The organism is Streptomyces lucensis JCM 4490, assembly GCF_014650035.1.
Lineage (GTDB): Bacteria > Actinomycetota > Actinomycetes > Streptomycetales > Streptomycetaceae > Streptomyces > Streptomyces lucensis.
Genome location: NZ_BMUE01000011.1, coordinates 239714 through 264131, shown reverse-complemented (window position 1 = coordinate 264131; position 24418 = coordinate 239714). Strand labels below are relative to the sequence as shown.

Genomic DNA, 24418 nt, shown 5'->3' with positions numbered 1-24418 from the left:
CCGCCGAGGCCGCTGAGGCCAAGGCCGCCGAGGCCGCTGAGGCCAAGGCCGCCGAGGCTGCCGAGCTCGCTGATGCCCTCGACGACGAGGCTGCTGACGGCGAGGCGGAGGCCGCCGACGGCGAGGACGCCCCACAGGGGCCACCCGCAGCCGACGACGAAGGCCGCACGGGTGGCGCGGGTGGGAACCCGGACGCCGAAGGCGAAGCCGAGGCGGACGAGGACACGGCTGACGCGCCGCAGGCCACCGTCGACCAGCCCACCACCGCCTTCAAGGCCCTGCGCCCGAAGAAGCCCCAGGTCGACCAGCCGACGACCATGCTCAAGCTGGGCGGCGCCAAGCCGGCGGCCAAGCCCCGCACCCCGGAGTCCGACCCCGAGCGCACCAGCAAGTTCGTCGCGCTCAAGGACGACGTGCGGACGGCACCCAAGAAGCCCGTCGCCCCCAAGAAGCCCGACGCTCCCAAGAAGCCCGACGCCTCCGAGGCAACGGCCCCGGGGGCGACCGCCCCCGCGCCGACCGCCCCCAAGCCGACGCCCGCCAAGCCGGACGCCACCACCCCCGTCCCCCAGGTCGGCCTGGAGCGCACCACCCAGCAGCCCCTGCCGCCCAAGCCCCCGCTGGACCTGCTGGCGGAGCTGACGAACACGCCTCCGCCCCCGGAGACCCCGGTCCGCACCCTGGTGCGCCGGGTCAAGATCTGGACCCCCCTGGTCCTCCTCCTGGCGGTCATCCTCGCGGTCGCGCAGAACTTCCGCCCGTTGCCCCAGCCCACCCTCGACCTCACCGCGAAGGACAGCTACACCTTCGGCGGCGCGAAGACGGACATCCCGTGGCCGTCCCAGGGCCAGGCGGCGCTGGACGTGCAGGGCATCGGAAGCTTCGGTTCCTCCGGCACCCAGAAGCCCGTACCGATCGCGAGCGTGGCGAAGGTCATGACCGCGTACGTCATCCTGCACGACCACCCGCTCAAGAGCGGTGCCGACGGCCCCAAAATCAAGATCGACAAGGCCGCGGAGAAGCAGTCGAAGGCGGGCCACGAGTCCACCGTCGACGTCACCGCCGGTGACTCGATCACCCAGCGCGAGGCGCTCGAGAGCATCCTGATCGCCTCCGCCAACAACGTGGCCCGTCTGCTCGCCCGCTGGGACGAGGGCTCCGAGAAGGCGTTCGTGGCGAAGATGAACGCCACCGCCAAGAGCCTCGGCATGACGAACACCACGTACACCGACCCCTCGGGCCTGACCGACTCCACCGTCAGCACGGCCGTGGACCAGGTGAAGCTCGCCAAGGCCGCGATGACCGAGCCCGCCTTCCGCGAGGTCGCGGCGATGATGTCGTACGACGACTACAAGGGCGTGAACCGCCCCAACTGGAACCAGCTCGTCGGCCACAACAACGTCGTCGGCATCAAGACCGGCACCACCACCTCCGCCCTCGGCAACCTGGTCTTCGCCGCGAAGCAGCAGGTCGGCGGCGAGACCCGCACCATCGTCGGCGCCGTGCTGCGCCAGCCGGCGGGCGGTCCGGAGAACACCATCCTCAGCGCCGCCCTCGACCACAGCGACAAGCTGATCCGGGCCGCGCAGAGCGCGCTGAAGTCGGCGACGATCCTGAAGAAGGGCGACGTCGTCGGGTACGTGGACGACGGCCTCGGCGGCCGTACCCCGGTCGTGGCGACGAAGGACGTGACGGCGGCCGGCTGGCCCGGACTGAAGGTGAAGCTGTCCTTCGCCCCGGACACCGTGCCGCACACGGCGAAGGCGGGCACCAAGGTCGGGACGCTCACCGTGGGTGACGGTTCGGCCGGTGCGGTGAAGGTTCCGGTGGCTCTGCAGAAGGATCTGAGCGAGCCCGGGTTCGGAGCGAAGCTGACCCGTCTGGGCTGAGCGCAGGGCCCCGCGTCCGCCCCTTCCACCCCGCCGATCGGCGCCCCACCCGGGAGCCGGTCGGCGGGGTGCGTGCTAGCGTCACGAATCGGGGCAGGTCATCGGTCACCGGACCGGGACGGTAAACGGCCGGGAACACCGAGGAACGCGGCCGAGAACAAAAGACAGGACACGGGGAGTGCCTTCAGGTGGCCACTGCGGAGCCGACACACGCCGACGACGCCGGTCCGGGCCTGGGATCCGGCCCGCGAATACGCACGTCCGCGACTGACACGACGGTCACGGACGACAGGGCGAACGGGGCTGCCCGGGCCCGCCGTCCCGGCACGCACGACGACCCTGACGGCCGCGCGGACCGCGACAGCCGCGCCGACCGCGCCGACCATGGCACCGCCGACGACCGCCCCGGCACGCTGTCCCGGCTCCTCTCCGCTCTCGACCCCCTCCGCAAGCGCCTCCTGCTGCACCCCGTGCTGTCCATCACCGCGCTCGGCGGCGTGCTGCACATCATCTGGTTCTTCGCCTTCGCGAACAGCGGAGGCGACCTCGCGGCCCAGGACGCCTGGGCGGAGTTCGTCGGCCGCCATCCCGACTCGGCGTACAACCTCGCCTGGTACGGGGGCATGCACCCGGTGTCGTACAGCGTGGTGTCGCCGTACCTGATGTCGGCCCTGGGCGTCCGGACGACGATGATGATCGCCGGAACGGTGTCGGCGGGCCTGCTGATGCTGATCACGATCCGCAGCCGGGCGGTGAAGAACCCGCTGTGGACCACGCTGGCCGGGGTCGCCGCGCTCCTGTGCAACGCGATATCCGGGCGGGTGACGTTCGGGCTCGGCACGATGTTCGCGCTCGGCGCGGTCGCCGCCGTCTTCTGCTGGCCGTACCGGTGGCGGTACAAGCGCTGGGCGAAGGCGCTGGTCGCCGCCCCGCTGGCCGCGCTCGCCACGATGGCCTCGCCGGTCGCGGGCCTGTTCGTCGGTCTGGTCGCGGCCGCGCTGTTCCTCCAGAAGCGGCGGCCGGGCGCCTGGGCGCTGGGGCTCGCCCCGTCGGCCGTGGTCGCGGTGTCGGCCTGGCTGTTCCCGTTCTCCGGCACCCAGCCGATGCAGATCGGCTCGGTGATACTCCCGCTGCTGTACGGCCTGCTGTGCCTGTTCCTGGTTCCCAAGGAGTGGAAGACCGTCCGGTTGACGGCCGCCGTCTACAGCCTGGGCGTCGTCCTGGTGTGGCTGATCAGCTCGCAGATCGGGTCGAACATCTCCCGGCTGCCGATGCTGTTCGCGGCGGCCACGCTCGTCGCCGCGCTGCCGTACACGGTGCCGAAGTCGCGCAAGTGGTACGTGACCGTGCTGGCGCTGCTCGGCTTCACCGGCTGGGTCGGCTTCAAGACGGTGGACGACATCATCCACACCACTCCGGACGCCTCCTGGGCGCGGGAACTCGCGCCGCTGATCAACGAGCTGCAGGAGCAGGGCGCCGAGAAGGGCCGCGTCGAGGTGGTGCCGGTGCGCTCGCACCGCGAGGCCTCCGCGTTCGCCCCGTCCTTCAACCTGGCGCGCGGCTGGAACCGGCAGGCCGACATGGAGCGCAACCCGCTCTTCTACGACCACACGCTCAACTCGGCGAACTACCACGAGTGGCTCCAGCGCTGGTCCGTGCACTTCGTGGTGCTGCCCCAGGACGACCTGGACGGCGACGGCCGGGAGCGGGAGCTGCTGCAGCGCGGGATGCCGTATCTGAAGCAGATCTGGGGCGACGCCAACTGGCAGCTGTTCCAGGTGACGGATGCGACGCCGCTCGCCGAGCCCAACGCGACGGTGGACCGCGCCGAGCAGGGCGAGATGACGCTGAAGGTGAGCAAGCCCGGGCGGGTGCTGATACGGATCCCGTACTCGCCGTGGCTGAGCGTCGTCGACGAGCAGGGCAAGAGCCTCGAGGGCCCGCAGGAGACCGAGGCGTCGAAGCACCGGGACCCCGGGACGCCCAAGACGTACGACAACCCCAACGGCTGCCTGTGGGAGACCCCGGAGGACGCGAACGGGGACAAGTGGACCATGCTGCTCGCCCCGAAGGCCGGCACGTACCGGCTGGGCGCGCCGTACCAGCTGCCGCGCGGCACACCGTGTCCGGACGAGCTGAAGTGACGCGCTGAACCTGACGCGCTGGACCTGACGCGCTGACGAGCCCTCCCCGGCCGTGAAGGACGGGGAGGGCTCGACGTCTGAGATCGGCCTCCGGGACCGATGCGACTGTTCACGCGATGAACGATGGTCACTGAACCGAACGATTTACGGGTGGTGGGGGCGCCGTAGGGGGTTTGCGAGGGTCGTCGTCGGGTGCGGGTTCGTCGTGGCCGGTCGCGCAGTCCCCGCGCCCTGAGGAACTGCGGGCGCCGGCGCCGGGAAGTGCACCGTCTGGGCGGTCAGGCTCTGGGGTAGCGGGCCAGCCAGCCCGGTGACGAGCCGGCCGGGCCGTGCAGGGCCGGGCCCTGGGTCATCTCCATCGCGAAGTCGTCGGCGAGTTCCAGGACCGTAGGGCGGCCCTCCAGCTCGGCCAGCCAGCCCGGCGGGAGGGCCGTGTCTCCGTGCATGGCGCCGAGGAGGCCGCCGGTGAGCGCGCCCGCCGCGGCCGAGGGGCCGCTCTGGTTCACCGCCAGGCACAGTCCGTGCTGTACGTCCTCGCCCACCAGGGCGCAGTACACCGACGCCGCCAGCAGCCCGTCCGCCGTACCGTCCCCCGCCAGCTCTTCCACCCTCGCCGGGCCGGGGATGCCCTGGCGCACCGTGCCGAGAGCGTGCTGAAGGGCGTCGGAGACGGGCTCGTGGCCGGGGCGGGTGGCGAGCAGGGCGAGGGCCCGCTGGACGGCGCCGTCGAGGCTGTCCCCGCGGGCCAGGGCGTGGACGATCACGGCGTACGCGCCCGCCGAGAGGTAGGCGATGGGGTGCCCGTGGCTCTGGGCCGCGCACTCCACCGCGAGCTGGGCGACGAGCTGCGGCTCCCAGCCGACCAGCAGCCCGAACGGCGCCGAGCGGGCGACGGCCTCCGGCCCGAGTTCACCGGGGTTCTTGGGCTGCTCCGGCGTGCCCATGGCCGCGTCGCCGAAGCCGACGAGCAGCGCGCGGGTCGGCTCCCGCCGGGCGTACAGCCACTCCTCGCGCGCCAGCCAGCCGTCGTCCTTGCGGCGCTCGTCGGGTCCCCAGTCCCGCTGGGTGGCCGCCCAGCGCAGATACGCCCGGTGCAGATCGGTCGGCGGATGCCAGGCGCCGGTGTCGCGTCGCACCTGGGCACGTATCAGTCCGTCCACGCTGAAGAGGGTGAGCTGGGTGTGATGGGTGACCGAGCCGCGCCGCCCGTGCCCGAAGGCGAGGTCGAGCAGCCCCTCGGGGCCGTAGGCCGTGCGTATCTCCTCCAGGGACAGCGCGTCGGCCGGACCACCCAGCGCGTCGCCGACGGCGACCCCGAGCAGGGTGCCGCGCACTCGGCTGCGGAAGTCCTGCTGTTCGGAACGGCCCCAGACGGCGCCGGATGTCGCACCCACCAGACCTCCCAACGGCACCGTCAGCCGCACGACGCACTGCACTGTAATGGACGGCGAACGGTCCGTTCAGTAGTGCAAATCGTCCTTGAAAGGTCATTCCCGCCCAGCTGTGAGCGGTTCGACTCCGTCGGGAATCCGGCAGCCAGTCGGTCACAATCCGGCGTCGGCCTCGGTCGCCTCCCGAATCAGCCGGGTCTCCTCGATGGCCGCTGACGGCTCCTCGGCCCCCGCGTCTCTGCGAGCAGAGCGGCCGGCGTCCTCCCCACCGAGCCCGCCTCCGGGCTCACGCCACCGCCAGGGGCGTGCGGCAGTCGCGACAGCGGCCCGGGTGGGAGGAGCGGAAGGCGCGGTCGCAGCCGTCGCAGGTCTGGAGGGGGTCTGGGCGGGGTGGGGTGACGCTCGGGGGCGGGGCGGGGAGGTGTGGGGGCAGTTGGCTGGTGAGGCGGTGGGACAGGAGGGCCGCCGGGTGCTTGATCGGCTCCTGGGGCAGTCCGGTGGTGAGGGTGCGTACGACGGCCGTGGGCGGCACGCCCCGCTCCAGCCACTCGGTGACGGCCGGGGCCAGGCGGTGCACGTCCCGTTCGGTGAGGAGCAGGCGGGAGTCGTGGGCGCGCAGGCCGACGAGCAGGTCAGTGGCGGGACCTCGTGGAGCGGCGGGAGCCTTCGGCCGGGTCGGCTCAGCAGGTTCCGGCACCGGTGCGGCGGCCGCGGCCAGTGCGAGCTTCGGCTTGTTGTACGAGATCGTCCGGGTCGTCACTCGTCCCGATTGAAGACGCTCCCTGGGACGCGCGAGGTATCCGTGTTCCTCCAGCTCGCGGAGGGCCGCCGCGATGCGGATCTCGCCCTCGGGGAACTTCGCCGCCAGCGTCTTGATGCCGATCGGTGTGCCTTCCGGCAGCGACTGGATGTGCAGCGCCAGGCCGATGGCCACCAGGGACAGCTCGGGGTGCTGGGCGAGATGGTTGCCGACCACGGTGAAGTTGTCGTGGTGGGGTTCGTTCACGTGGGTGACGCCGGACGAATGCCGGGTCCTGGGGCGCGCCGACGCGTTACGCTTCTTGTCAGTCACTGGGAAGCCTCTTACTTCCTCGGTGATCAGGCCCTCGCACTGGGAAGCCACTCCCGGCGGGGGCCGATGCATGTACGGACGTGGTGTCTTGCCCGACGTTGCACCACAACTGCCGCGCCACGCCAGTTTCGTTCGGCATATTCACTCCGGCGAGTGATCGACGGGGGCGGTGGGGGTGGGTTCGGTTCTTTCCCCGGTTCTTTGGTCTTTTGGGGTCGCGCACCACCGGGTCGCGCCCCACCACGACCCAGTCCGGAGCATCCGCCGACTCGACTGCTGGCACCTCCCGTTTCACCAGGTCGTGGATACGCGGGACCCGGCCCCCCGGACATCCCTACGCTGACCGTGACCATCGCGACACGGAGGGTGAACATGGAGGACGAGGAGGCCGAGGCCGTGCTCAGGGCGGTCGCGCGGCAGATCAAGTTGTGGCGGGAGGCGGCCGGGCTGAAGCAGACGGAACTGGGCGCGCGGATCGGATACGGCCTGGACCTGGTCTCCGCCGTGGAACGCGGGGTGAGGGTTCCCCAGCCACAGTTCCTGGACGCGGCCGATGAAGTGCTGGGTGCGGGCGGGAAGCTGTCCGCGATGAAGGAGGACGTGGAGAGGGCCCGGTATCCGAAGAAGGTCCGGGACCTGACCAAGCTGGAGGGCGAGGCCGCCGAGCTGGGAGCCTATGCGGCCCTCCATGTCCACGGTCTGCTACAGACCCCCGAGTACGCGCAAGCGCTGTACGCGATCCGTCGGCCCGCGTACACCGAGGAGGAGATCGACCGGCTCGTCTCCGCACGCATGGCGCGAAAGTCGGTCTTCGAGCGCGTTCCACGCACGACGATCTCGTTCGTCCAGGAAGAGGCGACGCTGAGGCGACCGATCGGCGGCAGAATGGTGTTGCGGCGGCAGCTGGAACACCTCCTGGAAGTGAGCCAGTTGCGCCATGTGGAGATCCAGGTGATGCCCACGGACTGCGAGGACCACGCGGGCATGATGGGCTCGATCCAAATGTTGAAACTCCGCAGCGGCAAGACCCTGGGCCACACGGAAGGCCAGATGTACAGCCGGGTGGTCAGCGACCCCAGGGAAGCCCAAGTGATGGAGATGCGCTATGGATTGATCCGTGCGCAAGCGCTGGCACCCCGCGAGTCACTGACCTTCATCGAGAAAGTACTGGAACGGGAGACATGACAGCTCTGGAGTGGTGCAAGAGCAGCTACAGCGGCAACGACGGCCCGGAGTGCGTCGAAGTGGCGATATCCCCCGCCGCCATCCACATCCGCGACTCCAAGAACAAGGACGGCGCCCGGCTCACCGTCAGCGGCGGGACGTGGACGGAGTTCCTGGCGTTCGCTCAGCGCGCCAGCCAGCCGTAGAGCAGCGCGCCCAGGACCAGGAGCAGGACCGGTCCGAAGAAGAGGCCGTCGACGAGCCGCCCCGAACGCCGCTCACGGCGCTCGGCCTCGCGGCCTTCCGGGGTGTCGGTGCGCCAGGAGGGGTCCGGGACGAGGCTGCCGTCGCGCAGGGCGTCGGTGACCCTTCGGACGTCGTCCGGGGCGAAGCAGCGGTAGGTGGGTTCCGCCCCGTAGGTGCCCCGACTGCGGCCGCCCCGCAACTCGTACGGCACGGAGCCCAGTTCGGCGACCCGGTGCAGGGCGGCCCGGCGTACGCGCCAGGCACGGATCACCTCGTCCTCGCCGAGCCAGTCCTCCCGGCCCGGTTCACGCGGTACCAGCGGCATGCCCGCCTCCCCTCGGCACACCCAGCGTGGCAGGTTTCGGACGCACGGAGACAGCGGAACTACTCAACTCACTTGTCCACGGGGGAAGATGCGAGCCATGGACATGATCACGCGCCCCACAAGCCCCACACGCCACACCGGCCTCAGGCTCGCCGCCGGTGTCCTCACCGGCATCCTCGCCCTTTACATCGCCCTGGTCGCCCTCGGGAACATCACCGACTTCGGGACGAACCAGCAGTTCGTGCGGCACGTGCTGGCGATGGACACGACGTTCAAGGACGACGACCTGATGTGGCGCGCGATCACGAGCACCGCGCTCCAGGACACCGCCTACGTGGCGATCATCGTGTGGGAGACGGTGGCCGCGCTGGTGCTCCTCTGGGGGACCTGGCTGTGGGTGCGACGGAATCACGACCTCGCCCGGCGCGTCTCCACCTACGGGTTGCTGATGCTGCTGCTGCTCTTCGGGGCCGGTTTCATCGCGATAGGCGGTGAGTGGTTCGCCATGTGGCAGTCGAAGACCTGGAACGGCCTGGACGCCGCCACCCGCGTCTTCCTGCTCAGCGGAGTCGCACTGATCGTCAACCACCTCCCGCGCGACGAGTGACGACCGGCCGGCAGCTACGCGGAAGGGCGTCCGGCGCCCCCCCGACCGCATCTCGTGCACAGTAGCCGTGTTACGAGGTTTCACCTGGTTCCTCACGCTGCGAGGTGAAGGGGCGTTTATCAGCGCACAGGTCAGGCCGATCGCCCCGCCCAACCACCCGCGCCTTTACCCTGCTCCTTCACAGGACTGACCTCCGCCGCATGCGTTTCCACCACCTACGCACCACCGTGACCTTCTTGGAGTCCCTGCCGAGTACCGGCTCGGCAGGGACTCTCAAAGAGCGTCCAATCGACACCCATAGGTGGGCGGACGACTGGTCAGTCTCATCCCCATTGTCGTTCGATGGTGATCTTTCTTCGATCATCCAGCAGGCCGGTGAACGCGACGGAGGACTCTCCCTTCGTCCAGTTCATCCGCATTTGATATTCCTCATCGGAGAAGAATTCCAGCGTCTCCGCGAAGCACGATCTGATGAGTTCCAGGTCGGCCACCGAGAGGTTCCGGGAGGGAAAGAACTCGCCCCAGCCCTTGAGGAAGTCCTCCACCTCGACCTTGGTGCGCCCGAGCCGTGCGACCCAGTCTGCATCGGGGAGCCCGCCTACAACGTACCCGGCCTCCACGATCGCGTCGCGCACCAACTGATGCTCACGTGGCGACGCGAGGAACATCTCGTACTCTTCGCCGGACCAATTGAGATTCATTTCTTGATCTGCACCCCGGTTTTGTTGGTTAAATACTCCGGCGAAGCGCGGTAAACTGATCCGCTAGGGACGGCAGGGTTGCCGCCCCGGAAGATGTACAGACCCCTTTCGGCATCATACCAAGCCTCACCCCCACCGTTGAGCAGCGGGGTTCCGGGAGTGCTGTTGATTTGATCCACATAATCGGCGAGTGCGTCCGCACCTTCAGGTGTTCTGGAGTCCATTCCAGGGATAATGTGGCTCGATTTCCCGTCGATGATTTCCTGCTCATTATGTAGCGGCCGGGAAATGTCAGTCCGTCCCCGTCTGCTGGCGTGCGCTGATGTCCGCTCCGGTTGCCGTCAGCGTTGCCGTCAACGGCTCGGTCCCGGCTGAGTAGTTGCGCCCGGGCCTCCGCATGAGTTCAGCCAGAGCGGGGTGGGTCCTCCTCGGTCGGTCAGCTTCGCCGTACCAGGGTTCTTCAGGGGCCGCCAAGGCTCACGTCGTGACGCTTGCGCTTGGCCTTGGCGGCCCCTGGAGGTTCCTGGTACGCCTCCGGTGGCCGGCCGAGGAGGGACCCACCCCGCGACCCACCATTCCGCACCACAATGCACCTGAGGAGAATCGCAAGCCCCGCCCCCTCCGAGAGAGGTCCGGGGTGTGGGGCAGAGCCCCATGAGTCTTCTCGCTTTGACGCAAACTGCTGCCCTCTGGCGCCCGTTCGGGCCGGGCGCCGGAGCGGGACGGAGGCAGGAGCGGCGGCGCGCGGACCGGGCGGGCGCCGCGCCGCGCATGCGCGGCGCCTTGAACCCGTAGAGAAAGTTGTAACGCAGTCGGGCGTCTGAGTTGTGTCCGGTCCCGGGTGATGCTTGACAGGCTCTCAGGGTGTCCGGGGTTTGAAGTCGCTTGTGCACAGGGGGAGTTCGCTGCCCTGGCGGTGTGCGAGGGGTAGGAAGAGCACTGGTCGGACGGTCCATGTGATGCGCGTGCTGGCATGGGTGATGGACACGGCCCAGGGCTCACGGCGTAGGAGTGCTCGTCGGGTGTCGATGCGGTGGTCGTAGAGCCGTTCCCATGCCTCCGCGCAGGCTGCTGTGTCGAGTGCCGGTGAGATGGTGCGGAGGATCGTCGCTACCCAGTTGTTCGCCTCCACGGCATCGCACGCGTCGTAGGCCCCGAAGAGTGTCGGCGGCTGCTGCCCGTCCAGGTTCTGTGTCCAGCACTCGCACCAGAAACCGGGGCCGGTCGTCCTCCTCAGCACAGGGGCCCTCTTCGTCGTACGTCTGTGAAGAGCTCCGCGGTGACCGTGTGGCCGGCCTCGCTCTCGTGGACGACGACCCGCTGAGCGATCGTGCTGACCATGCCGAGTCCTCGGCCGCCTTCGGCGTCCTGGTCCTGGTGCTCCTTGCCCACTCGGCAACCAAGACGGCCCCGGCCGCCGAGGACACCGAGGACCAGGACGACGCCCCCGAACCCACCGAAGAGCCGCCCGCCCCCGACCTGCCCGCCATCGAGGCACCCCCGGAGCGGCCCCCCGTCCCGGTCCCAGCCGCCCCCCACCCCCGGCCCAGGCGCTTCCGGCCGCTCACAGTGGCCGAAGCCCGCCAGTTCCTCAACGCGGCCAAAGCCGACCGGCTGCACGCACTGTACGAACTCGCCCTGCGCACCGGCCTCCGCAAAGGCGAACTCCTCGGCCTCCACTGGGAAGACCTCGACCTCGGCACAGGCACCGCCACCATCCGCCGCTCACTCCAGCGCACCCGTACGGGCGGTCTCACCCACCTACCCACCAAGACACGATCGTCGGAGCGTCGTATCGCACTCCCGACCGAATGCCTCTACCCCCTCAAGGAGCACAAACAGCAGCAAGACAAGGAACGCGAACGGCAGGGCCAGGCTGGAGAGACAGCGACCTCGTCTTCACCACACCCACTGGCAGCCCTCTCGACCCGGCCAACCTCACCCGCCGCTTCTGCACCTTCCTCGACCGGGCCGGACTCCGACGCATCCGCTTCCACGACCTACGCCACTCAACCGCCACCCTGCTCCTGGAACAGGGCGTCGACCTCGTTGTCATCAAGGAATTGCTTGGCCACGCCCATATCGGCGTCACCGCTGGCGTCTATGCCCACGTCAGACTTCGCCTCCAACGCCAAGCCATCGACTGCCTCAACAACGCCCTGAACGGCACCGAGGAACCGTCTGACGATCACTCAGAAATCCCCGGCAACGCCCTCTCTGAGGCACCGGGGACGTCGGCGCCTACGACAGGTTGTGCCAGGCGTGCCTACAAGTTCCTCGGCACTCCGTTTCCCTTCGCCGCGTGTCAGCCACAGCGAACGTGGACAAGAGGACGCGGAAGGACTTCCCGTACTCACCGGGGGGCAGATTTACAATCTTCCCCATTTGTTCGAGAATCGGTTCTCGAACAATCAACACTGCCGGGGTCATGGTCGGCTTGACGCCTGATCGCAGCAGCCCATCACGCGCGTCGTTCACTGTCGCATGGGCCTGCATGGAGTAACGAACAACCTCGTGCAGCACCGCCCTCTGCTCAACCTGCTCTAGCGAAGAGAACCAGGCCACAGCGTCCTCCAGGCTCCGGAGTCCTTGGGCAACCTCGTTGATGATCCGCTCTGATGCTCGCAAGTGCTCACCTGCTCCGTGGCTCAAATACGACGTACGGCCTGCTTGGGTCCAGCTCCGCGTAGTCTGGGCGGTTCGGATTGTAGTTCTGCCAGAAGTCTCTACCGCGCCCACTCCCTTCACCGTCACCCGTACCTCTCGGCAGCGAATTCTTGACGCTGTGACGAGTTCTGGACGGACCCGACAGGATGTAATCCCAGTCCGATGTCGGGTTGGGCGTTCCGTTCGCACGGCTCCCGACCACAATGATTGGCTGCCCTGCTTTATCCGCGGCATTCTGAATTCGCTTGGCATCATTCGGGCTGATACCGGCTTCCGATGCCGTTCTAAGGCCAGGGCCACACAACCCACCGGAATTGTGCACCAGTACGGGCGTGGCACCTGCCAGCACATAGTACGTATGCAGACGCTCAACAGTCAGGTTGTACATGTCGGCGCTTCCAGGCTTGACCTGAACAGCGACGACCTGTGCGTGTCCGTCGGTCGCGGTGCTGAGAGCGTGGCCGGCCTGGAGCTTGCCGGCGGGGATCCAGATCTGTGCCGTGTCGTCCCAGAAGGGGTGATTGGACGTGGTATGAAGCTTTTCGAGGTTCCCGTTCCTGCCGCGGACCACGAGCTCGACGAGGTCGTCGTCGTGGTGGACGAGTCGAGCCGTGACCGTCTTTGTTCCCTTGCGTCTGCCGGTCTGGGGGTCGGCAGTGGCCACCTCGTCGCCAGGACGGACCTTGACGATTCGCTTCGCCTTGCCATTCCTCAGAAGAACCCGCGTGGAAGGGGAGAAGCTACATGCCGCCGCTTCGAGTCTTCTCAGCGCGACACTCTCCCCCATCTCCGTGATCGCAGCCTTCTCGGCACCGCGCGCCAGCAGACCCTTGGTGAAGCCCCCAGTCGAGGGTGGCGAGCGTGATCACGTCTTCGACGAGAGCTTCGCCGCAGTCGCCGCGACCGGTGATGCAGTGAATGGTGGCCTTGATGCCCCAAGTGATTCGCGACGTTCGGGGGGAGCGGCCGCATGGGCGGTGACGTTCGGTCCGGTCGCTGAGAGGTGTGGTGGCCGAGCCTGTGCGGGTGCTCGGACTGACCGATCAGGAAGGGCAAAAGCAGCAGCGGATCGTGCGCCGGGGCAGTACCAGGTCGGGGCGCTACCGGCGAACAGCAGGCTGGCCAACCGTGGTCAGCGAGCTGCCCTACTGCGGCTGCAGGTTGTCGCGGACGGAGCGGAATGCGGATGCCGGGTCCATGGCGCGTGTGACCGTCCGTCCGACGACGACGTGTGAGGCGCCCGCGGCAATGGCAGCCCGTGGCGTGCCGGGGCGAGTGTGCTCACCAGGAGAGTCACCGGGCAGCGCAACCCCCGGGGTGACGATCAAGGCATCGCCACCCAGCAGTCCCCGCAAGGCCGATACTTCCTGCGGCGAGGCGATCACACCGTGGCATCCAGCTCGCTTGGCCAGGCCAGCCAACCGAAGTACCTGGCTCTCAGTGGAAACACCGAGACCGATGTCGGCGAGGTCGGAATCGGTCATGCTGGTGACGACGGTCAGAGCGAGGACGCGAAGCTCCGGGAAGTCGCGGGCCGCATCAACAGCGGCAGCCATGATGCCCGTGCCTCCCATGCTGTGCACGGTCACCAGGGAGACGCCTAGGGCTCCTGCCGCATGCACGGCGCCGGCGACGGAGTTCGGGATCTCGAAGAGCTTGAGGTCCAGGAACACTTCTTTGCCCCGGGCGACGAGGTGCTCGACGAACTCAGGCCCGGCCGCTGTCAGGAGCTCCAGTCCGACTTTGTAGAAGCGGCACTCGTCGCCCAGCTGATCGACGATGTTCTGAGCGGTCGCGCGGTTGTCGCAGTCCAAGGCGATGATGATCTGACTGGCTGGCTCCATGCCGTCCTTTTGATCTCCCCACGCGTACCGCTTCCCACGGGCCTCCTCTTGCCGGCCGGCGCGCTCCATCCAGCGTGGCCCTGCGACCCGGCGAAGCCAGGCGGTCACAGCACTAGCTGACGACCGTCACCCTCGTCCCCTGGTCGCCGAACGACCACAGCGCCGCTCCGTCCTCCTTGTGGAGGCGTATGCCGCCCAGCTTCATGCCGTTCGCCGGTGGGGGTGAGGCGCCGTCGAGGGCGTTGGAGAAGGCTATGTTCACGCCCTCCGCCTTGGTGAAGTACATGATGTGCTCGATCTCGACGCCGTCCGAGCCCTTGAGGGACTGGGTGCGCAGGGTGATCGAGTAGCGGCCCGGACGGGGGTTCACCGTGCCGGGCCACACCGTGAACGTGCGGCTCGGCTTGCCGGTCGCGTCGACCAGCCAGACCCGCTTCTCGCCGAGCGAGTACACGATCCGGCGACCGGATCCGGACTCGTCCGGCAGGACCGGCTCGGCCGGCGCCTTCGGCTTGGCGGTCGGGTGCGTGCTCGCCGAGGCCGAGGCGCTGGGTTTGGCCGTCGCGGCCGTGGGGTGCGGTGCGTGGTCGGCCTGGACGGCCAGCACGATCACGGCCGCGGTCGCTCCCGCCGTCAGACCGGTGACCCAGGCCCACGAGGGCAGTCGGGCAGCCACGGGTACGCATCTCCTCCGCTACGGGGCCCCGACCGGTGCCGGGGGTCGGATCATCGTACTCAGTCCAGGACGGGCAGCAGATCCGGCAGGTGGCCGTCGGACGCCTCGGCCGCTCGCCGGCGCTCCTCGGGGACCTCGCCGTAGAGGGTGGTGCGCGGCCGCGCCGGGCGGCCGGCCGCCTTTGCCACCGCGACCAGGTCGCGGACCGACTTGTACGAGCCGTAGGAGGAGCCCGCCATGCGGGAGATCGTCTCCTCCATCAGGGTCCCGCCGAGGTCGTTCGCGCCGGAGCGGAGCATCTCCGCCGCCCCCTCCGCGCCCAGTTTGACCCAGCTCGTCTGGATGTTGGGGATCCAGGGGTGCAGCAGGAGCCGCGCCATCGCCGTGACCGCGCGGTTGTCCCTCGTCGTCGGGCCGGGGCGGGCGATCCCGGCCAGGTACACCGGCGCGTTGGTGTGGATGAAGGGGAGGGTGACGAACTCCGTGAAGCCTCCCGTGCGCTGCTGGATCCCGGCGAGCGTGCGCAGGTGGCCGAGCCAGTGGCGGGGCTGGTCGACGTGGCCGTACATCATCGTCGAGGACGAGCGGATGCCCAGCTCGTGGGCCGTCGTGACGACCTCCGTCCAGGTGGCCGTGGGCAGCTTGCCCTTGGTCAGCACCCAGCGGACCTCGTCGTCCAGGATCTCCGCCGCCGTGCCGGGGATCGAGTCCAGGCCCGCCTCCTTGGCGGCGGTCAGCCACTCCCGGACGGAGAGGCCCGTCCGGGTCGCGCCGTTGACCACCTCCATCGGCGAGAAGGCGTGGACGTGCATGCCGGGCACGCGCTTCTTGACCGCCCTGGCGATGTCGAAGTACGCGGTGCCGGGCAGGTCGGGGTGGATGCCGCCCTGCATGCAGACCTCGACCGCGCCCACCTCCCAGGCCTGCTCGGCACGGTCCGCGACCTGCTCCAGCGACAGGGTGTAGGCGTCGGCGTCCGTGCGGCGCTGGGCGAAGGCGCAGAAGCGGCAGCCGGTGTAGCAGACGTTGGTGAAGTTGATGTTGCGGGTGACGATGTAGGTGACGTCGTCTCCGACCGCCGACCGCCGGACGTCGTCGGCCACCCCGCACAGCGCGTCCAGCGCCGGGCCGTCCGCGTGCAGCAGCGCCAGCGCCTCCGCGTCGGTCAGCCGCGTCGGGTCGTCGGCCGCCGTGCGCAGGGCCTGCCGTACGTCCGTGTCGATCCGCTCCGGCGCCATGCCGGGGGCGGCCGCCTCGCGCAGGGCGTCCCAGTCGCCGTACACCTCGTCGAAGTCGTCACGCCGGTCGGCGCTGCGGCCCTCGGTGTCGATCGTGCGGTGCAGGTCCGTACGGCCGGCCGGCACGAACGCCTCCTCCGGCTCCTGCCACGGCAGGCCCCGCGGAAGTGCCCCGGGGCGGGCCAGGCCCGTCTCGGGGTCGGCCAGCGCGCTCACGTGCGGGCGCAGGCGTGGGTCGAGCCAGGGTTCGCCGCGCTGGACGAACTCCGGGTACACGCAGAGGCGTTCGCGCAGGTCGAAGCCCGCCGCCGCCGACTTCGCGGCCAGTTCCTCGATCTGCGGCCAGGGACGCTCGGGGTTGACGTGGTCGATGGTGAGCGGGGAGACCCCGCCCCAGTCGTCGACGCCGGCCGCGATCAGGCGTCCGTACTCGTCGTCGACGAGGTTCGGTGGTGCCTGCAGACAGGCCGACGGGCCCATGATGTGCCGGGCCACGGCCACCGTGGCGACCAGGTCGTCCAGTTCGGCGTCCGGCATGCCGCGCATCGCCGTGTCCGGCTTGGCGCGGAAGTTCTGGATGATCAGCTCCTGGATGCCGTGGTACGCCCGGGAGACCTTGCGGAGGGCGAACAGCGACTCCGCGCGCTCCTCGTACGTCTCGCCGATGCCGATCAGCAGGCCGGAGGTGAAGGGGACGGAGGAGCGGCCCGCGTCCTCCAGCACCCGCAGGCGCACGGCCGGTTCCTTGTCCGGGGAGCCGTGGTGCGGGCCGCCGGGCTCGGACCACAGCCGGGTCGCGGTCGTCTCCAGCATCATGCCCATGGACAGGGCGACCGGCTTCAGGCGCTGGAAGTCCGTCCAGGTCATGACGCCCGGGTTGAGGTGGGGCAGCAGGCCCGTCTCCTCCAGGATGCGGATGGAGACGGCGCGGACGTAGGCGATGGTGTCGTCGTAGCCGTGCGCGTCGAGCCACTCGCGCGCCTCCGGCCAGCGGTCCTCGGGCTTGTCGCCGAGGGTGATGAGGGCTTCCTTGCAGCCGAGAGCCGCGCCCTTGCGGGCGATGTCCAGCACCTCGTCGGGCGACATGAACATCCCGTGTCCCGCCCGGCGCAGCTTGCCGGGGACGGTGACGAAGGTGCAGTAGTGGCACTTGTCCCGGCACAGCCGGGTGAGGGGGATGAAGACGCTCTTCGAGTACGTGATGACGCCCGGCCTGCCAGCGGCGTCGAGACCCGCGTCCCGCACCCGGCCGGCGGACGCGACGAGGCCGTCCAGCGCCTCACCGCGGGCCTGGAGCAGCACCGCCGCCTCGGCGACGTCCAGGGCGACGCCGTCCCGGGCGCGTTTGAGAGCGCGACGCATGGAGTTCTCGGTCGGTCCGGTTCCGGGGGTCGCGGAAGTCGTCATCCCTTGAGCATACGGTCGCCCTCCGGGGGTTCAACGAGGTCGGGGGCGGTGCCGGACGGGGCGGTGGGGTCCGCCCCGGTACCTGGTGTCGTTCCCGTTCAGCCCCGGGCTGCTAGACCTGCTCCGCCGCCCACCCCGCCCACCCTGGTGCCGTTCGGCTTCCACGGCGACTGGCCGGCGGACAGCACACCCAGGGCCTCTCGTCCGGATCGCGAGAGACCCTTAAGACCTACGGGTCGACCGGCGCAGGGCGATGATCTCGGCGACCGCCTCCAGCCAGCGGACGGCCCAGGCCTCGGCCCCGGGTGTCGTTGCGGTCTGCGCGGCGCCGCTGAGCCAGTCGCGCAGCAGGGCCGCCGCCTCCGGGGACGGCAGCGGTTCGGGGAGCCCGGCGGCGTACGCCAGGCCTCCGGAGCGGACGATCTCGGCGACGAACACCAGTGATCGCGGCAGCACGCCGAGCCGGTCCAGGGTGACCGCCGCGGCGACGGCTCCGTCCCCGAACAGGGCTCCGCGGAACGCGTCCTGGGTCAGTCCGTACCGCAGCAGCATGGTGACGTCGGTGGCGGCCAGGACCTCGTCGTCGGTGCGGCTCTCGGGAGTTGGGGGCATGGGGGGCCTCGGTTCCGGTCCGGGTCAGCGGACGGTGATCGTGAAGACGTAGAAGGCGGCGTGGGTGTCCGGGGTGCCGGTCGCCGTGGGGTACGGGGACGGGGACGCCGTGGTGGACGGCGACGGCATGCCGTCGGGGGGAGTGGACGGGGCCGTGTCGTCGGGACCCTGGCAGGTGTTCACCGGGCAGTACAGCAGCCGTACCGTGGCCCTGCCCTTGGCGAGGGCGGTGAACCGGAAGGACTGGGTGCCGCCCGGGCCGCCGTCGACGTTCTTCCCGCCGTCACCGTAATCGGCGCGCTTGCCCCGGTACTTCAGCACGGTCGCGTCCGGCCGGGGTTCGGTCAGGTACCAGTGCCGGCCCAGGCTCGGGGACGCGGGGACGGTGAGGGAGAACCGCTCACCCTGCCCCACGGTGACGGCCCGGTCCTTGAAGCCGTACTCGGCGGGGGAATCGCCGCCGCTCTCCCCGCACCCGCTGAGGGCGAGCAGGCAGGCCAGCGAGGCGGCCCCGATCAGTGGTGCGCGTCCGGTCACGTTCATGTTCAGTCCTGGGGGAGGTGGACGGCGTAGGCGTCGGGCATCGAGTTGTCGCTGGCCTTCGCCATACCGCCGTTGACGAAGTCGTCCTCACTGACCCAGGTGGTCGTGCCCCACGGGTTGTAGATCTCCAGCTTGTCACCCTCCTGCCCGATGATCATCATCGCGTGGCCGGAGCGCTCGCCCTTGTCGTCGTACCCCTCGACGCCGATGGGCACCGGCTTGCCCTCCGCCACCGCCTTCTCGATGTCGGGCAGGGCGGCGCGGCGCGCGTCCGCGTCGCGGACCTCGTGCACCTCGTACTTGCTCCCGGTCTCGGGGCTGACCTCCTTGTTGAGGACCTCGGTCTTGCCCTCCAGGTCCATGCCGGTCCAGTTGTCGCCGCCGTCGCCCTCCAGGTGCACCCGGTGCTGTTCGTCCACCAGGCGCCGCCGGAACGCGTCGGGGTCGTCCTCCTGCCCACTGGGCCCGCCCGTGAGCTGGAGGGCGTACACGGGATCGACCATGGCCCGGGCGGTGACGGTGGACGAGGCGACACAGGTGCTCTCCGAGCCGTCGCCGCCCTGCGTCCAGCCCTGGGAGCCGAACGTCTGGCCGTCCTTGTTGCGGTTGGAGCCGTCGTCGTTCAGGCCCTCGTTCACCATGCTGTCCGCCTGCGTGGTGATCGGCGCGAGGTGGTCCTCCAGCCACGCCGGGTCCTTGCCGTGGATCTTCCCGCCGAACTTCTCGACGTCGTCGACGCTGTGACCGGCGGCGAGGGCCTTCATGAGGTACGCCTTCTCCTGCGGGGAGGAGGCGTTCGCCATCAGATCGTCCATGCGGGCCCGGTCGGCCGCGGAGAGACGGTCCATGGCCCGGCGCGAGCGCTCCAGGTCGTTGGCGGTCAGGATCTCGTTCAGCGCGGGATCGCCGTCGACGTTGCTCGCGTCGGCCAGCGCCAGCCGGTCGACCGCGGTCAGCCCGTCGGCACCCTCCAGCTTCCCGGCCCGCGCCTGCGAGGCCCACTTGTTGAGGTCCCGGGCCGCCGTGCGGGCCGCGTCGTCGGCGGCGACGGCGGCCTTGTGCAGCAGGTCGGCGCCCGCGGTGGCGACCGATCGCGCCTTCAGCCGCGCGGCTTCCTCTTCGTCGTCCTCGTGCCAGTCGTCGAAGAAGCCGTCCCGGCCACCGAGCATGGTGCGGGCCTCGCGCAGCTTGGCCCGCCCGTCCCCGTCCTGCTTCTGCGCGTCCTTGATCGAGTCGGCCAGCTTGATCAGGGCCTTGCCCCCACCGTCGAACGCGTCCGACAGGTGCGTCGCCTCCCGTCCCGCCGCGGCCACCGCGTCGGAGGCGAGGACACTGGTGTCGCCGGCCCACACCTCGGGCAGGCCCTTGCGGGCCACCTTGTCGACCCGTTCCCGCAGCCGGCCCGCGTCGTCGACCTGGCCGCGGTACGCCTTGCCCAGGTTCTCCAGGGTGACCGGGTCACCCACCGGGGCGGACACGCCGAGCGCGTCGCCGATCGCGTCGAGCAGGTCGTTCTTGCTGCCGGCGGTGGAGATGTCGTGCTGCAGATCGCCCAGCCGCTTACGGCGGTCGGCCGTGGACTCCGTCATCGCGCGCCGTCCCCTCAGTATCCGCTCAGCGCCGACGGGCGGGTCGCAAAGGCGGGCATCGTGCTGACATCGCCGTCCCCGGCGGGGGTGGGCATGGTGGAGACGTAGCTGTCACCGGCGGACACGCTGCGCACGCTCGTGTCCACGAGGGCGTCACTGCCGTGGTACGCCCCCTTGGACAGCCGCACCTTGTCGGCCAGTTCGTGCAGTGCCGACTCCAGCGTGCCGGCCTCCGCCTCCCAGGCGGCGGCGTACGCGTTGAACGCGGCGGCGGCGTCCGGGCCTCCCAGGGCGTCGTCCAGATAGCACATGCCGGGTTGGATCGCCTTGCGGATCTTCCCCGCGTCGTCGCCCGCGCCGTCCAGCTCCTTCGCCTGTCCGGACATCCCGGACTTGACCGTATAGCCGTCCGAAGACGCGCCCATCGAAGGCCCCCGTTTGCAATAGATCACAATCGCGGAGGAGGCTAACACGCGTCACACACACATCTGTTCGTTCCGCACAAGCCCTTACACGGCCACCACGCCATCCTCGCGGGAGCGGCGACCGCGGTGCCCGAGAGAGCAGGAGACCCCCGGACATGCCAGGCCGCGCAGACCTCAAGCACCGCCTCGTGACCCGCTTCCAGCGGTACGTCGCCAACCCGCTCAACCGGCGCCTGCCCTTCCAGACCCTCCTGGAGACCACCGGCCGCAAGTCGGGGCAGCCCCGGCAGACACCGGTGGGCGGACGCCGGGTCGGACAGTCCTTCTGGATCGTCTCGGAGTTCGGCTACAAGTCGCAGTACGTGCGCAACATCCAGGCCGACCCCGAGGTCCGCGTCCGCGTCGCCGGCCGCTGGCACCACGGCACCGCCCACCTGCTCCCCGACGACGACGCCCTGACCCGCCTGCGCGCCCTGCCCCGTTTCAACAGCGCGGCGGTACGGGCGTTCGGCACCGACCTGCTGACGGTGCGCATCGACCTGAGGGACTGACTCCGCCGACGGTCCGTCAGCACACGCTGCAGGCAGCGGTGTTGGGGAGAGAGTGTGCGGAGAGCATGTGAGGACCTTGTGCACCGGAGGGCGTCACCCTGTGACCGGTGTCTCCCACGGCTGACGCAACCGGCCGGAACAAGGCAAACTGACGGGGTTGTTCGTGATGCCCGGGGCCTGCCGGCGGAGCAGGCCGGCCCCGGGCAACGGTGTCTTGTCAGTGCGGGTGAGCGGGGTCCTAGGGGGGCGAACGCATGGACGGTGTGCCGCGAGTGCCTGAGCAGCGGCGTACCGGCTCCGTGACCACGGCCGGGGCCGGCGGCGTCGTGGAGTCGGAGGGGTTGCGCTTCAGCGTGCTCGGTCCGGTGCGGGCCTGGCGCGGCCGGGAAGCGCTGAACACGGGCTCTCCCCAGCAGCGCGCCCTCCTGGCCGCCCTGCTGCTGCGCGAGGGCCGTACGGCCACGGCGGCGGAGCTGATCGACGCCCTGTGGGGCACCGAGTCGCCGTCCCAGGCGCTGGCGGCCCTGCGCACCTACGCCTCCCGGCTGCGCAAGGTGCTGGACCCCGGCGTCCTGGTCAGCGAGTCCGGCGGCTACGCGGTGCGCTCGCCGGGCGACGGCGCCCTGGACCTGGCCCTCGCGCAGGAACTCGCGGCCCAGGCGGAGAAGGCGCGCGCCGCCGGGGACCTGGGCCAGGCCCGCGAGGCCCTCAACCGGGCGCTGGACCTGTGGGACGGCGAGCCCCTGGCGGGCGTGCCCGGCCCCTACGCGGAAGGGCAGCGGGCCCGCCTGGAGGAGTGGCGCCTCGGCCTGCTGGAGTCCCGCCTCGACATGGACCTGGAGCAGGGCTGCCACGCGGAGGCGGTCTCCGAGCTGACGGCGCTCACGGCGGCGCACCCGCTGCGGGAGCGCCTGCGCGAACTGCTGATGCTCGCCCTCTACCGCAGCGGCCGCCAGGCGGAGGCCCTCGCGGTCTACGCCGACACCCGCCGCCTGCTGGCCGAGGAACTGGGCGTGGATCCGCGTCCGGGCCTCCGGGAACTGCAGCAGCGCATCCTCCAGGCGGACCCCGCGCTGGCGGAGCCCTCCGCCCCGGCGGCCGAGCCCGCGGTGGCCCGGGTCCGCCCCGCCCAGCTCCCCGCCTCCGTACCGGACTTCACCGGCCGCTCGGCCTGCGTCAGCGAGCTGAGCGAGGTGCTGTCCTCGGCGTCCGAGGCGGAGGGCCGGGTGATGGCGGTGTCGGCACTGGCCGGCATCGGCGGGGTCGGCAAGACGACCCTGGCGGTCCACGTGGCCCACCGGGCACGCCCCGCCTTCCCCGACGGCCAGCTCTACGTGGACCTGCAGGGCGCGGGCCCCCGCCCCGCCGAACCGGAGACGGTCCTGGGCTCCTTCCTGCGCGCACTGGGCACGGCCGACTCGGCGATCCCGGACAGCCTGGAGGAACGGGCGGCCCTGTACCGCTCCGTCCTGGACGGCCGCCGGGTCCTGGTCCTGCTGGACAACGCGAAGGACGCCGCACAGGTACGGCCGCTGCTGCCCGGCACGGAGGGCTGCGCGGCCCTGGTGACCTCCCGGGTCCGGATGCTCGACCTCGCCGGGGCCCACCTGGTCGACCTGGACGTGATGTCCCCCGAGGAGGCCCTGGCCCTCTTCACGAAGATCGTCGGCGAGGAGCGGGTGGCGGCGGAACGGGAAGCCGCGCTGGACGTCGTCGCGGCGTGCGGCTTCCTGCCCCTGGCGATCCGCATCGCGGCCTCCCGCCTCGCGGCCCGCCGCACGTGGACGGTCTCCGTCCTGGCGGCCAAGCTCGCCGACGAACGCCGCCGGCTGGACGAACTGCAAGCCGGTGACCTGGCCGTGAAGGCCACGTTCGAACTCGGCTACGGCCAGCTGGAACCGCCGCAGGCCCGCGCCTTCCGCCTGCTGGGCCTGGCCGACGGCCCCGACATCTCCCTCACCGCCGCGGCGGCGGTCCTGGACCTCCCCCCGGAGGACACGGAGGACCTGCTCGAGTCCCTGGTCGACACCTCCCTGCTGGAGTCCGCGGCGCCGGGCCGGTACCGGTTCCACGACCTGGTACGCCTGTACGCGCGCGCCTGCGCGGAGAGGGACGAGCAGCCGCCGAGCGAGCGGGAGGCGGCGATGTCGCGGCTGCTGGACTTCTATCTGGCGACCGCGGCGGGGGTCTACGCGATCGAACGACCGGGCGACCGGTTGGTGGATCACCTGGAGGTCGCGGAATATCCGGGGCTGACGTTCGAGAACCGGCGGCGGGCCCAGGACTGGCTCTACGGGGAGGCGATCTGCCTGCTCGCCTGCGTCCGGCAGTCAACGGCTCCGCACCTCCTGAGACGCGCTGTCGACCTGTTGTGGGCTGCCATCGACCTGACCGAGTCGGGCGCCAACTCGCGGGAGTACGTGGACACGGGTGCCTCCATCCGCACCGCGGCACAGGCAGCGGGTGATCAACGTGCGGAGGCCCGCGCCCTGGTCACCGTTGCCAACGGGCTGCACCTGACGGGCCGCTTCCAGCCGGCCGCGGAAGAGGCCACCGAAGCTCTGCGGCTCGCCGACGCCGCGGGGGATCCGCTTCCCCAGTGCTGGGCTTCCAACATGCTCGGCATCATCGCGCTGTATCAGGGTCATTTCGAGGACGGCGAAAAGCATCTGACACGCGCCATCGACAGCTTCCGCTCATGCGAGGACCGGCCAGGGGAAGCCAGCGCCCTGTGCAACCTCTCCCGGATCCGGCTGGCGATGGGACAGACCGCGAGCGCCGTGTCCCTGGCCCAGCAGGGAACCGACATGTACGACGACATGGGGCATGCCCTCAAGGGCGCCAACGGCCGTTACGCGCTGGGCCTCGCCCTCACCCAGTGCGCCCAGTACGAGCACGCTGCCGAGCGCCTGGAAGAGGCCCTCTCGGTGTTCCGGGACTCCCGGATGCGCCTCTGGGAGGGGATGACCCTCTTCCGGCTCGCGGAGCTGGACTTGGCGGCCGACCGCCCCGCGCCGGCCGCGACGAACGCCGAGACGGCGCTGGCGCTTCTTCGCGGGGTTGGCGGTGATTGGCGGCGCGGCAACGCACTCACCGTGCTGGGCCGTGCCCTGAGCGGCATAGGGCAGTCCGGTCGTGCGCACGTCTGCTGGCAGGAAGCCCTGGAAATCTTCGAGGTGTTGAAGGTTCCGGAAGCCGATGAGGTGCGGGCTCTCCTCGCCCCCCGTGCCATCGCCTGATTCGGTGCATGTATGCGTTCATCGTTCGTTTATCGCAGCACGGCATCCTCTTTGTTGTCGATCCGCCGCGTCGGGGGGCAGGCGAGTT

Annotated in this window: 22 protein-coding genes and 1 pseudogene; 8 read left to right on the top strand and 15 right to left on the bottom strand. The window is 70.2% G+C overall.

Annotated elements, in window-relative coordinates; all coding sequences use genetic code 11:
- Together IE177_RS24650 and IE177_RS24645 are read left to right on the top strand one after the other, a co-directional pair.
- The coding region (locus IE177_RS24650) for a D-alanyl-D-alanine carboxypeptidase family protein (RefSeq protein WP_229816247.1) at nucleotides 1-1889 on the top strand (1889 nt) is incomplete at its 5' end.
- A 188-nt stretch (nucleotides 1890-2077) separates the two neighbouring features.
- On the top strand, nucleotides 2078-4033 hold the full coding sequence (locus tag IE177_RS24645) for a DUF8823 domain-containing protein (RefSeq protein WP_190017584.1): 1956 nt from the start codon (nucleotides 2078-2080) through the stop codon (nucleotides 4031-4033).
- Nucleotides 4034-4311: 278 nt separating this feature from the next.
- On the opposite strand, the gene IE177_RS24640 is transcribed toward IE177_RS24645, so the two are convergent.
- Both IE177_RS24640 and IE177_RS24635 read right to left on the bottom strand, forming a co-directional pair.
- Nucleotides 4312-5427 (bottom strand): ADP-ribosylglycohydrolase family protein, encoded by a 1116-nt coding sequence (locus tag IE177_RS24640; protein WP_190017583.1) that lies wholly within the window; start codon nucleotides 5425-5427, stop codon nucleotides 4312-4314.
- Between the two features lie 283 nt (nucleotides 5428-5710).
- The gene (locus IE177_RS24635) at nucleotides 5711-6496 is read right to left on the bottom strand and encodes a helix-turn-helix domain-containing protein (protein WP_229816246.1); all 786 of its coding nucleotides are present in this window, start codon (nucleotides 6494-6496) and stop codon (nucleotides 5711-5713) included.
- A gap of 372 nt (nucleotides 6497-6868) precedes the next feature.
- On the opposite strand from IE177_RS24635, the gene IE177_RS24630 reads away from it, so the two are divergent.
- The gene (locus tag IE177_RS24630) at nucleotides 6869-7681 is read left to right on the top strand and encodes a helix-turn-helix domain-containing protein (RefSeq protein ID WP_190017582.1); all 813 of its coding nucleotides are present in this window, start codon (nucleotides 6869-6871) and stop codon (nucleotides 7679-7681) included.
- The gene (locus tag IE177_RS24625; RefSeq protein ID WP_190017581.1) at nucleotides 7678-7866 is read left to right on the top strand and encodes a DUF397 domain-containing protein; all 189 of its coding nucleotides are present in this window, start codon (nucleotides 7678-7680) and stop codon (nucleotides 7864-7866) included. Before IE177_RS24630 ends, IE177_RS24625 begins: the two co-directional genes overlap by 4 nt.
- Here IE177_RS24625 and IE177_RS24620 read toward each other — a convergent pair.
- Nucleotides 7845-8231, bottom strand: a complete 387-nt coding sequence (locus IE177_RS24620; RefSeq protein ID WP_190017580.1) for a hypothetical protein — start codon at nucleotides 8229-8231, stop codon at nucleotides 7845-7847. The two genes, IE177_RS24625 and IE177_RS24620, sit on opposite strands and share 22 nt — an antisense overlap.
- Before the next feature lie 103 nt (nucleotides 8232-8334).
- Between IE177_RS24620 and IE177_RS24615 the strand changes: the two genes are divergently transcribed.
- Entirely contained in the window at nucleotides 8335-8838 is a 504-nt protein-coding gene (locus IE177_RS24615) for a DUF2165 domain-containing protein (RefSeq protein WP_190017599.1), read from the top strand.
- 323 nt (nucleotides 8839-9161) lie between these two features.
- On the opposite strand, the gene IE177_RS24610 is transcribed toward IE177_RS24615, so the two are convergent.
- From IE177_RS24610 to IE177_RS24600, 3 genes are all read right to left on the bottom strand, one after another.
- Complete coding sequence (locus tag IE177_RS24610) at nucleotides 9162-9539, bottom strand: hypothetical protein (protein ID WP_190017579.1); 378 nt, start codon at nucleotides 9537-9539, stop codon at nucleotides 9162-9164.
- On the bottom strand, nucleotides 9536-9763 hold the full coding sequence (locus IE177_RS24605; protein WP_190017578.1) for a hypothetical protein: 228 nt from the start codon (nucleotides 9761-9763) through the stop codon (nucleotides 9536-9538). Before IE177_RS24605 ends, IE177_RS24610 begins: the two co-directional genes overlap by 4 nt.
- Before the next feature lie 1009 nt (nucleotides 9764-10772).
- On the bottom strand, nucleotides 10773-10931 hold the full coding sequence (locus IE177_RS24600; protein ID WP_373305167.1) for a hypothetical protein: 159 nt from the start codon (nucleotides 10929-10931) through the stop codon (nucleotides 10773-10775).
- A gap of 147 nt (nucleotides 10932-11078) precedes the next feature.
- On the opposite strand from IE177_RS24600, the pseudogene IE177_RS24595 reads away from it, so the two are divergent.
- Nucleotides 11079-11728, top strand: a pseudogene (locus IE177_RS24595) (site-specific integrase); the annotation flags it as partial.
- A 52-nt stretch (nucleotides 11729-11780) separates the two neighbouring features.
- Here the strand turns inward: IE177_RS24595 and IE177_RS35835 are convergent.
- The 9 genes from IE177_RS35835 to IE177_RS24555 form a co-directional block, all read right to left on the bottom strand.
- The gene (locus IE177_RS35835; protein WP_373305166.1) at nucleotides 11781-12278 is read right to left on the bottom strand and encodes a DUF5958 family protein; all 498 of its coding nucleotides are present in this window, start codon (nucleotides 12276-12278) and stop codon (nucleotides 11781-11783) included.
- Nucleotides 12172-12993 carry a polymorphic toxin-type HINT domain-containing protein gene (locus tag IE177_RS24590; RefSeq protein WP_190017577.1) on the bottom strand — a complete coding sequence of 274 codons (822 nt, stop codon included), beginning with the start codon at nucleotides 12991-12993 and terminating at the stop codon, nucleotides 12172-12174. The genes IE177_RS35835 and IE177_RS24590 overlap by 107 nt, the downstream gene beginning before the upstream one ends.
- Before the next feature lie 358 nt (nucleotides 12994-13351).
- Nucleotides 13352-14050 carry an orotidine-5'-phosphate decarboxylase gene (pyrF, locus tag IE177_RS24585; protein WP_190017576.1) on the bottom strand — a complete coding sequence of 233 codons (699 nt, stop codon included), beginning with the start codon at nucleotides 14048-14050 and terminating at the stop codon, nucleotides 13352-13354.
- A gap of 112 nt (nucleotides 14051-14162) precedes the next feature.
- Nucleotides 14163-14726, bottom strand: a complete 564-nt coding sequence (locus tag IE177_RS24580) for a hypothetical protein (protein WP_190017575.1) — start codon at nucleotides 14724-14726, stop codon at nucleotides 14163-14165.
- 59 nt (nucleotides 14727-14785) lie between these two features.
- Complete coding sequence (locus IE177_RS24575) at nucleotides 14786-17371, bottom strand: bifunctional FO biosynthesis protein CofGH (RefSeq protein ID WP_190017574.1); 2586 nt, start codon at nucleotides 17369-17371, stop codon at nucleotides 14786-14788.
- A gap of 222 nt (nucleotides 17372-17593) precedes the next feature.
- Nucleotides 17594-17983, bottom strand: a complete 390-nt coding sequence (locus IE177_RS24570; RefSeq protein ID WP_190017573.1) for a hypothetical protein — start codon at nucleotides 17981-17983, stop codon at nucleotides 17594-17596.
- 24 nt (nucleotides 17984-18007) lie between these two features.
- Entirely contained in the window at nucleotides 18008-18526 is a 519-nt protein-coding gene (locus tag IE177_RS24565; protein WP_190017572.1) for a protease inhibitor I42 family protein, read from the bottom strand.
- A 2-nt stretch (nucleotides 18527-18528) separates the two neighbouring features.
- The gene (locus tag IE177_RS24560) at nucleotides 18529-20115 is read right to left on the bottom strand and encodes a peptidoglycan-binding protein (protein WP_190017571.1); all 1587 of its coding nucleotides are present in this window, start codon (nucleotides 20113-20115) and stop codon (nucleotides 18529-18531) included.
- 14 nt (nucleotides 20116-20129) lie between these two features.
- On the bottom strand, nucleotides 20130-20501 hold the full coding sequence (locus IE177_RS24555) for a hypothetical protein (protein ID WP_190017570.1): 372 nt from the start codon (nucleotides 20499-20501) through the stop codon (nucleotides 20130-20132).
- A 194-nt stretch (nucleotides 20502-20695) separates the two neighbouring features.
- Between IE177_RS24555 and IE177_RS24550 the strand changes: the two genes are divergently transcribed.
- Both IE177_RS24550 and afsR read left to right on the top strand, forming a co-directional pair.
- Nucleotides 20696-21091, top strand: coding sequence for a nitroreductase/quinone reductase family protein (locus IE177_RS24550; protein ID WP_190017569.1), 396 nt, complete (start codon nucleotides 20696-20698; stop codon nucleotides 21089-21091).
- Between the two features lie 254 nt (nucleotides 21092-21345).
- Nucleotides 21346-24330 carry an SARP-family global regulator AfsR gene (afsR, locus tag IE177_RS24545; RefSeq protein WP_190017568.1) on the top strand — a complete coding sequence of 995 codons (2985 nt, stop codon included), beginning with the start codon at nucleotides 21346-21348 and terminating at the stop codon, nucleotides 24328-24330.
- Nucleotides 24331-24418 lie beyond the last annotated feature (88 nt).